Raw genomic sequence first — 13,133 nt, forward strand, 5'->3', positions numbered from 1 at the left:
TACCTTTAATGTCCTGATAAATAAGAAGCGGATAACACCAACTATCCCCTTTATTTCTTCTGCGGATACTTGCGGAACAAACTCCACCACTTCAGTTTAAGCACGCCGAACAATGCTTCCCCGAATATGGAAGAGTTCATCTTGGATGTTCCCAATACGCGGTTGATAAAGATAATAGGCACTTCCACCAGTTTGAAACCACATTTATACGCCGTAAACTTCATCTCTATCTGGAAAGCATATCCTTTGAAATGAATATGATCGAGATCGATCGTCTCAAGCACCTCGCGACGGTAGCATTTGAAACCGGCAGTCGTATCCTGTACCTTCATCCCGGTAACGAAACGGACATAGACAGATGCGTAGTACGACATCAATACACGTCCCAGCGGCCAGTTTACCACATTCACGCCATTGCTGTAACGCGAACCGATAGCCACATCTCCCCCCTGCTCCGTGCAGGCGGCATATAACTTCGGAAGATCATTCGGATTATGACTGAAATCGGCATCCATTTCAAAGACAAAGTCGTACTTATGTTCGATCGCCCATTTGAAACCGCAAATGTAGGCAGTTCCCAACCCTAACTTGCCTTTCCTTTCTACCATGAAAAGACGTTCAGGAAATTCACTCTGTAATCGCTTTACAATATCCGCTGTTCCATCAGGCGAGCCATCATCTATAATCAAAATATGAAACTCCTTTTCCAACCCAAATACCGCACGGATAATATTCTCAATATTCTCTTTCTCGTTGTAGGTCGGAATAATAACAATACTGTCTGACATATACTTCTTTTATTAATTGACAGTTGACAAGTGACAGTTGACAGATTTACTGCAACTATCCCGCAGAACTGTCGGCAATCGGTTATCAACCCGAATGCGAAGGTACATATTTTAGTTGATTTAAACTTATTACTCTATATTATTTTGAACAAAAAAGCTACCTTTGCCAAACATTTCAGTAACATTTGTTGCTGTCATTTGTTACTTGTCAACAGACAACAATTTTAATGGAGGTACAAGAATTACTTAAAATATTCGCCGCCCACCCGCAAGTTTCCGCATTGGATACCCTTTTGAACGGTAATACGTCAAATAACATTTTCCTGAAAGGGTTGAACGGTTCGGGCGCAGCAATGACAATCGCTTCTCTTTTTTTAAAAAGAAGGGGCAACTATGTGTGCATACTCAACGACCAGGAAGAAGCCGGCTACTTCTATCACGACCTAATGCAGCTGACCGGAAGCAATGAGATTTACTTTTTCCCGTCCGCTTACCGCCGTGCCATCAAATACGGACATATCGACCCGGCAAATGAAATACTACGGACCGAAGTGCTCAGTGTCCTCCAGGACCCCGAAGCACCCTTCGTGATCGTTTCCTATCCTGATGCACTGGCTGAAAAGGTCATATCGCGCGACGACCTGAAAAAGAACACTCTGAAGATCAGTGTCGGCGAGAAGCTGGATAATATGTTCGTGTCCGACGTGCTCGAAGAATATGGATTCGAACAGGTGGACTATGTCTACGAACCGGGGCAATATGCCCTGCGCGGCAGTATCCTGGACGTATTCTCTTTCTCCTACGAATTTCCCTACCGTATCGACTTCTTCGGAAAGGAAGTGGAGACAATCCGTACATTCGATGTGGAAACCCAGCTTTCCAAAGAGAAACTGGAGAGTATCTATATCGTGCCGGAAATGAATAAAAGCGACCGTACCAACACCCTGCTGCTGGATTCACTGCCTGCACAAACAATCCTGGCGGCCAGAGACCTGGCATGGACGAAGGAACGCATCGGCAGCCTGTGGAACGAAGAGCCGGTTGTCGGTGACGAAGAATCGTTTGCCGACATCAGCCGAATGCGTGCCAGACTGGTGACTGGAGAAGATTTCCTCCGGGCAGCCCTCAACTTCCGCCGGATACATTTCGGTACACGCCCGGCAGGAGTAGCGGATGCCACCCTTACATTCAGTACACAGACACAGCCTATTTACCATAAGAATTTCGATATGGTGAGCGACTCTTTCCGTAACTATCTGGAGAGTGGCTATACATTATATATATTGAGTGACGTCGAAAAACAGGCAACCCGTATCCGGGCGATCTTCGAGGATCGGGGAGAAAATATCCCTTTCACTTCGGTCAACAAGACCATCCATGAAGGATTTACCGATGACGCGCTGCGTATCTGTCTCTTTACGGATCATCAGCTGTTCGACCGTTTCCACAAGTTCAACCTGAAAAGCGAAAAGGCCCGCAGCGGAAAACTCACGTTGTCACTGAAAGAACTGAACCAGTTCACGACCGGCGACTATATCGTGCATATCGACCATGGCGTCGGGCAGTTCGGCGGCCTGGTACGCACCGAAGTAAACGGCAAGATACAGGAAGCTATCAAACTGATCTACCAAAACAACGACATCATCTTCGTCAGCATACATTCCCTGCATAAGCTATCCAAATATAAAGGAAAAGACAGCGGTGAACCGCCCAAACTGAACAAGCTGGGAACCGGTGCCTGGGAGAAGATGAAGGAAAAGACAAAGAAGAAGGTCAAGGACATTGCCCGCGACCTGATCCTTCTTTACTCCCAACGCAAACAGGAGACAGGTTTCTCCTACTCGCCGGACAGCTTCATGCAGCACGAACTGGAAGCAAGCTTCATTTATGAAGACACGCCTGACCAGATGAAAGCGACAAGCGAAGTAAAAGAAGACATGGAAAGTTTACGTCCGATGGATCGCCTGATCTGTGGTGACGTAGGTTTCGGCAAGACAGAGGTAGCGATCCGCGCTGCCTTCAAGGCTGTTTCCGATAACAAGCAGGTAGCCGTACTGGTTCCTACAACAGTTCTTGCTTTCCAGCATTTCCAGACTTTTTCAGAGCGTTTGAAAGATTTCCCCTGCCGGATCGATTATATCAGCCGGGCAAGGACTACGGCACAGATCAAAAGGACACTGATGGATGTCGCCGACGGTCAGGTGAACATCCTGATCGGCACGCATCGTATTGTCAGCAAAGATGTCAAGTTCAAAGACCTGGGATTGCTTATCATCGATGAAGAGCAAAAGTTCGGCGTATCCGTTAAGGAAAAACTTCGTCAGATGAAAGTGAATGTGGATACGCTGACAATGACAGCGACACCGATCCCCCGAACTTTGCAGTTCTCGTTGATGGGTGCCCGCGACCTGAGCAGCATCACCACTCCCCCGCCCAACCGGTATCCGGTACAGACGGAAGTGGAGCGTTTCAACCCCGATATTATCCGTGAAGCGATTAATTTCGAGATGAGCCGTAACGGACAGGTTTTCTTCATCAATAACCGTGTTCAGAACATCTACGAAATAGAACATCTGGTACGCAGGGAAGTGCCAGACGCCCGCATAGCCGTAGGACACGGCCAGATGGAACCGGACAAACTGGAGAAGATCATTCTCGACTTCGTAAACTATGAATATGATGTACTGATCGCCACCAGCATTGTGGAAAGCGGTATCGATGTACCGAATGCCAATACCATCATCATCAATAACGCACAACAATTCGGTCTGTCCGACCTGCACCAGTTGCGCGGACGTGTAGGACGAAGCAACCGCAAGGCCTTCTGTTATCTACTCTCGCCGCCCCTCTCCTCACTTACGCAGGAGGCACGCCGCCGTTTGCAAGCGATCGAAAACTTCTCCGAACTGGGAAGCGGAATTCATATCGCCATGCAAGACTTGGATATCCGTGGCGCCGGTAACATGTTGGGTGCCGAGCAAAGTGGTTTCATCGCCGACCTCGGCTACGAAACCTATCAGAAAATCCTGGAAGAAGCTGTCGATGAACTGAAAAGCGATGAGTTTGCCGACCTGTATGCCGATTCCGATGACGGCAAACGAGATTCCGGCAGCGAATACGTTCGCGAAACGTATATCGAAAGCGACCTCGAACTGATGTTCCCGCCAACCTATATTCCCAACGATTCGGAACGTGTTTCCCTCTACCGTGAACTGGATAAGATGGAAGAAGAACGCGATATTCTGGCCTTCACGGAACGTCTGAAAGACCGCTTCGGCAAAATTCCGAAGGAAGGAAAAGAACTGATCCGTATCGTCCGCCTCCGCCGTATGGCCAAGAAGCTGGGAATGGAAAAAGTGGTATTAAAGAAGGGGCAGATGAACATCATCCTCATATCCAACTCCGAAAGCCCATACTATCAGAGCGAGGCTTTCGACAAATTGCTGGCCTTTATACAAAAACATCCCCGCGAATGTAATCTCCGGGACCAGAACGGTAAGCGCAGTATCGTAATAAAAAATGTCCGTACAGTAGAAACCGCCTGCATGCTGCTTGAAGAAATAGAGAAGACAAAGACTTCTCACGAATAAACCATTGTAAGCAACTCGGTTCAAATATATTTCTTTACATTTGCGAGAATTAATATAAGAATATAATATGCCACATTTAAGAATTAAAAATATAGGTCCGATAAAATATGCAGACATTGAACTAAACAAAGTCAATGTAATCATGGGCCCCCAGAGTTCGGGGAAAAGTACTATCAATAAAATTGCATGTTACTGTTCTTGGGTGGAAAAGAAAATATCATTAGATCAATCTTTTGATTACTTCCTCAAAGAAGGTGTATTTATTGAAGAATTAGCTCGTTTCCACAAACTCACCGGCTATTTTAAGGAAACTTCAGAAATAGAATATCATTCAGAAACAATTAATTTGAAATATATATATAAAGATAAAGAACCTGTCATAAATTGGAAGAACCAGTTTGGATATAAAAGGATAAAACTGTCATATATTCCTGCCGAAAGAAATATTGTTTCGATGATTTCCGACTGGAAAGAAGTCAGCCTGCCCAACAACAACATAAGGAATTTTATGGCAGACTGGAACAAAGCCCGCAAAATATTCACTCCTGAGAAACATATTCATCTGCCCTTTTTAGAGATAGACTATTACTATGACGAAAAGAGCGATATGGATTATATTCAAAATCAGGACGGTACCGTTATTCAACTAATGGATGCATCCAGTGGTTTACAATCTATGATCCCTTTAGTCGTATTGCGATCCTATTTTGCAGAGTGGATATATACAAATGAAGAACCAAGAAGTATAGCTTCTAAGGAGAGGGATTCCAGATTTCTAAATATTTTGATAAGTACTTTAAGTAAGCAGGATGGCGGCATACAATTTACAGAACTAGAGCCATATATTATTCCATATATCGCAACAGCAGGTACCGGATTCTTTATTGAGGAACCGGAACTTAATCTATTTCCGTCTACCCAACGAGATATACTATACAATCTCATCAGCAGTGTTCAGCAACGTGAAGACGACTCATTAATTCTCACCACCCATAGCCCCTACATCCTTTACGCCTTGAATAACTGCATGTTAGGTTTTCAGGTAAAAGAGACAATGCCGAAAACGGAACAGGAAAGTCTGGCTAGCCGACAATCATGGATAGATCCGTCGCTGGTATCCGCATGGGAAATAAAAGATGGTAAGTTAGTAGATATTAAGAATAGCAGACTGAATACAATCGGAGATCATTATTTCAACACAATAATGAATGAAGTAATGGATGAATATTATGCAATGCTCAAGTATATCAAAAGAACAAAATGAAAACACGGATAAATGATTCTATACAACAACATCAGGTTTATCCATGTTCATATACAAGCATCCATATCGTTGATTGGAAAAAGTTCACGAGCGAAAATCTGAAAGTACATGATCGTGTTCCGGTTAACCCGAATACAGGAAAACTAATCCACTCTGTTTGCTTAAGGAATGATTCGGCCATGTCCATTCTTGTGGATGCATTCGGCGAAAACGCATTACAATACAGCAAAAAGAAAAAGGCCCGTCAATGCGAATGTGTTATTTACCCCGATAATTATAAAGATACAGATTGGGTTCTTTTTGTAGAAATGAAATATGCAGAAAACGAGATCGCTGCTTTCAGGAAAGAAAACGATTATCCGAATAATATGATTGAGCAAATAAAGCAGACCGTTCAATTCTTTAAAGATAAATGCATTTTACCTCAGGAAAAAGAAGTATACGCTATCGTTTCATTTCCCAATTTACTATCTGCATTCAATAGTACGATATTCAGTATCGATGCCATAAACGATTTTTATCTGGACTATGGCATTATTATAAGAGGCACAAACAACGCGGAGATTATCAGTTCCGACAATATAAAGCTAATTGGATAAAATGAAGATGTCATGAAAAGAACATTGGTAGACCTTTTTGAAAACTCGGTGAAACAATATCCCGACAACCCGTTCTTATGGGAAAAGACAACAAACAAATTTGAGCCTACCACCTACACACAGGTTAGGGAACAGGTTTACACGCTGGGCGCCGGACTGGTTGCCCTGGGAGTAATGAAAGGCGACAACATGGCCCTGCTCAGTGAAGGCCGCAACGCCTGGATCATCGGCGAACTGGCGATGTTCTACGCCGGAGCTACCAACGTCCCCCTCTCTATCAAACTGGAAGAGGCAAACGACCTGTTGTTCCGTCTGACACATGCCGATGTAAAATATATTATGGTATCCGGCAACCAGTTGAAGAAAATACGTTCTATCGTCGATAAACTGCCGTTGCTTCAACAAATCATCGTCTTCGACGACCAAAAGGAATATCAGGAAAAAGAAATTCCCCTCTCTAAAGTAATAGAAATGGGGAAAGAATATCTCAGTGCGCACCCGTTGGAAGAGTTTCTGGCAATCGGCCAATCGCTTACCAACGATGATTATGCCACAATCACTTACACCTCCGGAACAACCGCCGACCCGAAAGGCGTTATCCTCACTCATCGCAATTACACGGCTAACGTGGAGCAATCACTTACTTGCGTAGATATCGACGATACCTGGCGCACGCTGGTTATCCTTCCGCTCGACCATTGCTTTGCCCATGTGGTAGGCTTCTATATATTTATGTATAAAGGAGCTTCGGTAGCTACCGTACAGGTGGGAAGAACCGGTATGGAGACGTTAAAGAATATCCCTGTAAACATCAAGGAATTTAAGCCGTACTTAATATTGAGTGTCCCGGCCCTTGCCAAGAACTTCAAAAAGAATATCGAACAAGGCATCCGGGCGCAGGGTAACATGGTCAACCGTCTGTTCCACATGGGGCTGAACGTAGCATATACCTATAACGGGGATGGCGGCGATGACAAAGGCCGGGGATGGCGGTTCCTGCTGAAGCCGGTTGTAAGCCTGTTCGATAGTATCATCTTTTCTAAGGTCCGTGAGAACTTTGGCGGCGAACTGAAATTCTTCATCGGTGGCGGTGCCCTGCTGGACAAGGATTTACAAAAGTTCTATTATGCCATCGGCCTGCCGATGTACCAGGGATACGGGCTTAGCGAAGCAACCCCTGTCATCTCGACCAACGGCCCGCGCCACCACAGGTTTGGAAGCAGCGGTATACTGGTTCAACCGCTTGACCTGAAAATATGCGACCAGGAAGGCAAAGAACTTCCCCTCGGAGAAAAAGGCGAAATTGTTATCCGTGGAGAAAATGTCATGGCCGGATACTGGAAAAATCCGGTCTCTACGACTGAAACCATTAAAGACGGCTGGCTTTACACCGGGGATATGGGATATATGGGCAAAGATGGCTTATTATATGTATTAGGCCGTTTCAAAAGCCTGCTGATCGGTAGCGATGGCGAAAAATACAGTCCGGAAGGTATCGAAGAAGCATTGGTTGAACATTCTTCCTGCATCGACCAACTGTTGCTTTACAACAACCAGAATCCTTATACGGTTGCACTCCTTGTCCCGAACAAAGATCATTTGAAAAGACATCTGGCGCACCAGCAACTCGACCTGAGCACAGAACAAGGGAAAGAAGAAGCCATCCGTATCATCCAGAAACAGATCGACCGTTTCCGTAAAGGGGGCGACTTGTCATCTATGTTCCCCGATCGCTGGCTACCCACCACATTTGCCGTCTTGCCCGAACCGTTCACCGAACAAAACGGCATGGTTAACAGCACAATGAAAATCGTCCGTGGAAAAGTAGAGAAAGCATACGCTTCCCGCATCGATCATTTATATACACCGGAAGGGAAGAATCCGGTAAATGCGAAGAACACCAAATCAATCTAACTCAATAAAAATAAGGGTTCCGACATCTTTCGATCGAAACCCTTATTTTTTTTATTTTACAAGACAGTTATACTTATCTGCTTTCCTAATCCGCGAAATATCTTGTATAGAGTCGGTAAACGTACATCACATTTCCCATTCTCTATCCTGGAAATATAGCTTTTCTTTGTGCCGATTCTTTCAGCCAATTGTTCCTGAGTAAGACCGGCTTTCAGACGTTCCTCTTTCAGACGTTCGGCAAGTAAGAAAGCTTCAGCTTCCTCTTCAAACTGATCACGTTCGGGAGTTCCTGCAGGACCATATTTCACATCCAGCAGTTCACTAAAAGTACGACAGTTTTTAATCTCCTGTTTTTTCTCTTCAGACAAATATCTCTCTTCCATAATTATTCACCTTTCTTTTCCTTAAAATACTCATTCATTATTTTCCGGGCCTGCTTAATTTGTCTCAACGGAGTCCTTTGCGTCTTCTTTTGAAAACCGTTGAATAAAACGACAATTTGCCCTTCATCCAAACAACAGAAAATACAATAGATATTCCCTGCATTCTCTATTCGTATTTCATACAGGTCCTTTATTCCTTCTATATGCCTGAAATATTTGATTGGAATTCTATCTTCCGTCATTATTATCTGCAAAACATAGTCTGTTTTCTTTGCAACTTCTGATGACAATGCACTATAGAAGTCATTAAAATAATCCTTATACAGGATAAGATTTCGTTTATATTTCATAGTCAAGATTTTTTATATTCCCCCACAAAGTTAACTAATTAATTAACTCGCCCAACTATTCCCCCTTTATTTTCATCCTCCTTGATTAAATATTATTAATAAGACTGACTCAGCTCCTACCGGGAAAAAGCTTACCTTTGCCAACTGCATTATCCGAGAAGGAATAACGTTAGTTTCATGGTAAAAAGAATTCACTTAATAGTACTGTTGGTTCTGTTGCAGGCAGCGACCGGTATTTCCGTTTTATATGCACAAAGCATGACCTCTGCATCCGGTATCGTAAAGGATTCAATAACCGGAGAACCTTTGGCTTTTGTTTCCGTCTATTTTGACGGTTCAACCATTGGAGCAATGACCGACGACAACGGGGCTTTCGCCTTACAGAACGATAAAGGTTATAACAAGCTGGCTGTCGCATCACTAGGATACGACACTAAAATACTGGACCTGAAAACCGGACAGAAGAACGACGGGCTTACCATTGACCTCCGCCCTACCGCCTTCGAAATATCCGAAGTCATCGTCAAACCTAAAAGAGAAAAATATTCCCGTAAAGACAATCCGGCCGTCGAACTGATTAAGAAAGTAATCGAACATAAGAACGACAACCGTATCGAAGCCAAGGACGAATATCAAACCGAGGTATACGAAAAATTATCTCTCTCCCTGGACGACTTCAACCCGGATTTCGAGAAAAACAAGTTCATGAAGAAATTCAAATTCATCAAGAACTACCTGGACAGTTCCGAATTTAACGGCAAACCTATCCTGACCCTTTCCGTTCGTGAAACAATTGCAGATAGATACTACCGGAAACATCCGAAAACAGAAAAAACGATTGTCAAAGGTAAACGTATGCAAGGCGTCGACCAGACTCTGGATGACGGCGGGGGCATCACCTCCAACCTGGAAGAGATATTTCAGGGCATCAACATCTTCGATAATAATATCAATATCCTGTTGAACCGTTTCGTCAGCCCCTTGTCCTCCACCCTGGCTACCAGCTATTATAAATACTATATCATGGATACCCTCGATATAGGAGGCGATAAATGTGTCGACCTGGCTTTCGTCCCGGTCAACAGCCAGAGTTACGGTTTTACCGGAAGGTTATACATCACTCTTGACGGTAATTATGCCTTAAAAAAATTCCTGCTGAACACCCCCGCCAATATCAACCTGAACTGGGTGGACAAACTCCGCATCGAACAGGAATTCGAACGGATGCCGGACAGCACCTGGGTGGTAAAGAACGAAAACACCTATGTCAATTTCTACCTGGTAAAAGGTGCCCAGCAGCTCTATGCGCACCAACTCAGGAATTACGACAAATACAATTTCAACATAGAACAGGCGAAAGCAGACTCCGTATTCAACCTGTTGGGTTCACTCCATACATTACCTGTGGCAATCGAACAGCCTGATACCTTCTGGATAAACAACCGGCATGTGCCTCTGAAAGAAAAAGAAAATGCCTTGGACGACCTGCTGGCCCAACTCCGGAAAGTCCCGGCATTCAATGTAATTATCAAAACAGCAGAAATACTTATATCCGGATATATCCCGACAGCCGGCGATAAGAAATCCACCAAATTCGACTTCGGTCCGATGAACACGACAATCAGCGGTAACAGTCTGGAAGGTGTCCGTTTACGTATCGGCGGTATGACGACAGCCAACTTGAATCCTTACTGGTTCGCCAGCGGATATCTCGCCTACGGAACAAACGACCGTAAGCTGAAATACAACGTAAAACTGACACATAGCTTCAATAAAAAACTATACCACGAAGGAGAAAGCCCGGTCAATAATTTATCCTTTATCCAGGAATATGACGTATATACCCCCGGACAGGATTTCCTTTTCACCAGCAAGGATAACATCTTTGTTGCCTGGAAAGTAGGTGAACCTGTAACTAAAATGCAGTATATCCGCAAATCCATGTTCCAGTACGAAAAGGAATGGCTGAACGGCCTTACGTGGAGGTCATGGGTATATAACCAGAATAACCAGGCTGCCGGAACGCTCAAATATATCGAGAAAGAAGCAGACGGCACATTGATTCAAAAAAAGGATATTACAACCTCTGAAATCGGAACACAACTCCGTTTCGCTCCCGGTGAACGCTCTTACGACGGACGCTCCGGAAAAGAATCGGTCTTCAACCTGTCGAAGGATGCTCCTATCTTCAAGCTGTCACATCAGTTGGGTCTCAAAGGGGTACTGGGTGGAGAATATAACTACAATCATACGGAAGTCAGTGCGGAAAAACGTATCTGGTTATCCTCGTTCGGGCATATCGATACGCAGTTGAAAGCCGGAAAAGTATGGAACAAAGTACCTTTCCCGTTGCTGATCCTTCCGAATACCAACCAGTCTATTACTATCCAGCCGGAAGCATTCCACATGATGAATGCCTTGGAGTTTGTGACAGACCAATATGTTTCATTCAATGCAACTTATTATTTAAAAGGTTGGATATTAAACCGTATCCCAGGTATCAAATGGCTAAGGTTACGCGAAGTAATCTCTTTCAACGGTATCTACGGAGGACTGACGGATAAGAACAATCCGGCCTTGACACCGAATCTGTTCCTCCTACCCGACGGAACACGTCCTTTGGGCAAAACACCCTATATGGAAGCAAGCGTCGGTCTGGAAAACATCTTCAAGATTCTCCGTATAGATTATTACCGACGGCTTACCTATCTGGATGAACCGAATATAAAGAAAGGAGGGGTGCGTATTGCGTTGCGATTCTCCTTCTAACTCTCCTTTAAATCATGCGCCTAATGCCTGGGCACTCATACCTTTACTGGTATTCCTGCTCACCTACTTGGTCGTATCCATATTGGCAGGCGATTTTTATAAGATGCCTATCACCGTAGCGTTTGTTATATCATCTGTCGTTGCTATCGCCATATCCAAGGGAGGGAAATTATCCAACCGTATCGAACAGTTCTGCCGCGGAGCTGCCAACAGCAATATCATGCTGATGGTACTGATCTTTATTCTCGCCGGGGCGTTTGCCCAGACAGCCAAAGCGATGGGGGCCGTAGATGCGACCGTCAATCTGGCGATGTCGATCCTGCCCGGAAACCTGTTGGCTGCCGGTATATTCCTGGCTGCCTGTTTTATATCTATTTCAGTCGGGACTTCCGTTGGTACAATCGTAGCCCTCGCCCCTGTAGCAGTAGGTATTGCCGATAAGACGGGAATGCCCGATGCCCTGATGCTCGGAGTGGTTGTAAGCGGGGCCATGTTCGGCGACAATCTGTCTTTTATATCCGACACCACGATCGTTGCCACCCGAACACAGGGATGTAACATGAATGATAAGTTTAAAGTGAACATCCGTATCGCTCTCCCCATCGCTATTATTACAGGTATTATATATGTATTGGTTGGAAGCGGTATCGACAGCAATTACACAGCCGGAGCGATCGAATGGACAAAGGTGATCCCTTACCTGGTAGTCCTTGTCGCCGCCATTTGCGGAGTCAATGTAATGCTGGTCTTATTTATCGGTATCCTGCTCTCCGGCATTGTCGGATTACTGACGGGAGGTTTCGACATATGGGGCTGGACAGCTTCGATGGGACTCGGTATAACCAATATGGGTGAACTGATTATCGTCACTTTACTGGCAGGAGGCATGTTGGAAATGATTCGTTACAATGGAGGTATCGACTGGATCATCCTCAAACTGACTTCCCGTATCCATTCCTCCAAAGGAGCGGAAATGAGTATCGCCGCATTGGTCAGCTTTGCCAATCTCTGTACGGCAAACAATACGATTGCCCTGATCATGGCGGGACCGATCGCAAAAGATATTGCAGACCGTTTCAAAGTCGACCCGCGCCGCAGCGCAAGTATTCTGGATATTTTCTCTTGTTTCATTCAGGGAATCATCCCCTACGGGGCACAGTTGCTAATGGCTTCAGGATTAGGCCAGGTCTCCCCTCTCGAGATTATGCAGTACCTATACTATCCTTATTTATTGGGATTCGGCGCTTTACTGGCAATCCTCTCAGGATACCCGAAAAAATACAGTAACATGGTTTCTACGAAATAGCAAATCCAGACACATATAAACAAAAAAAAGGCTATTCTCACGAACAGCCAATCTTCATTGTTAACCTTAAATCTAATACCATGAAAAACACAGTGCAAATATAGGGGTTTTATGTTATTCAGCATAATATTTGCAAGAAAAACACCTCGCATTAACATTATTTAGCCAAA

General features: G+C 44.6%; 9 protein-coding genes. 6 read left to right on the forward strand and 3 right to left on the reverse strand.

What is annotated here, in order from left to right; all coding sequences use genetic code 11:
* Window positions 1-50 precede the first annotated feature (50 nt).
* Window positions 51-788 carry a polyprenol monophosphomannose synthase gene (locus NBH14_RS24125; RefSeq protein ID WP_186961835.1) on the reverse strand — a complete coding sequence of 246 codons (738 nt, stop codon included), beginning with the start codon at window positions 786-788 and terminating at the stop codon, window positions 51-53.
* A 227-nt stretch (window positions 789-1,015) separates the two neighbouring features.
* On the opposite strand from NBH14_RS24125, the gene mfd reads away from it, so the two are divergent.
* The 4 genes from mfd (at window position 1,016) to NBH14_RS24145 (ending at window position 8,155) form a co-directional block, all read left to right on the forward strand.
* Window positions 1,016-4,378 carry a transcription-repair coupling factor gene (mfd, locus tag NBH14_RS24130; RefSeq protein ID WP_186961834.1) on the forward strand — a complete coding sequence of 1,121 codons (3,363 nt, stop codon included), beginning with the start codon at window positions 1,016-1,018 and terminating at the stop codon, window positions 4,376-4,378.
* Window positions 4,379-4,445: 67 nt separating this feature from the next.
* Window positions 4,446-5,642, forward strand: a complete 1,197-nt coding sequence (locus NBH14_RS24135) for an AAA family ATPase (protein ID WP_186961833.1) — start codon at window positions 4,446-4,448, stop codon at window positions 5,640-5,642.
* Complete coding sequence (locus NBH14_RS24140; RefSeq protein WP_007656141.1) at window positions 5,639-6,241, forward strand: hypothetical protein; 603 nt, start codon at window positions 5,639-5,641, stop codon at window positions 6,239-6,241. Before NBH14_RS24135 ends, NBH14_RS24140 begins: the two co-directional genes overlap by 4 nt.
* Window positions 6,242-6,253: 12 nt before the next feature.
* A complete protein-coding gene (locus tag NBH14_RS24145; RefSeq protein ID WP_186961832.1) occupies window positions 6,254-8,155 on the forward strand; it encodes an AMP-dependent synthetase/ligase in 1,902 nt (633 codons plus the stop codon).
* Between the two features lie 56 nt (window positions 8,156-8,211).
* On the opposite strand, the gene NBH14_RS24150 is transcribed toward NBH14_RS24145, so the two are convergent.
* Together NBH14_RS24150 and NBH14_RS24155 are read right to left on the reverse strand one after the other, a co-directional pair.
* The gene (locus tag NBH14_RS24150; protein WP_186961831.1) at window positions 8,212-8,538 is read right to left on the reverse strand and encodes a helix-turn-helix domain-containing protein; all 327 of its coding nucleotides are present in this window, start codon (window positions 8,536-8,538) and stop codon (window positions 8,212-8,214) included.
* Between the two features lie 2 nt (window positions 8,539-8,540).
* A complete protein-coding gene (locus NBH14_RS24155; RefSeq protein ID WP_186961830.1) occupies window positions 8,541-8,888 on the reverse strand; it encodes a type II toxin-antitoxin system RelE/ParE family toxin in 348 nt (115 codons plus the stop codon).
* A 177-nt stretch (window positions 8,889-9,065) separates the two neighbouring features.
* Between NBH14_RS24155 and NBH14_RS24160 the strand changes: the two genes are divergently transcribed.
* Window positions 9,066-11,657, forward strand: coding sequence for a DUF5686 and carboxypeptidase-like regulatory domain-containing protein (locus NBH14_RS24160; protein WP_186961829.1), 2,592 nt, complete (start codon window positions 9,066-9,068; stop codon window positions 11,655-11,657).
* On the forward strand, window positions 11,635-12,963 hold the full coding sequence (locus NBH14_RS24165; protein ID WP_186961828.1) for a Na+/H+ antiporter NhaC family protein: 1,329 nt from the start codon (window positions 11,635-11,637) through the stop codon (window positions 12,961-12,963). The genes NBH14_RS24160 and NBH14_RS24165 overlap by 23 nt, the downstream gene beginning before the upstream one ends.
* The last annotated feature ends 170 nt before the right edge of the window (window positions 12,964-13,133 follow it).

The organism is Parabacteroides caecihominis (assembly GCF_023656785.1).
Taxonomy (GTDB): domain Bacteria; phylum Bacteroidota; class Bacteroidia; order Bacteroidales; family Tannerellaceae; genus Parabacteroides; species Parabacteroides segnis.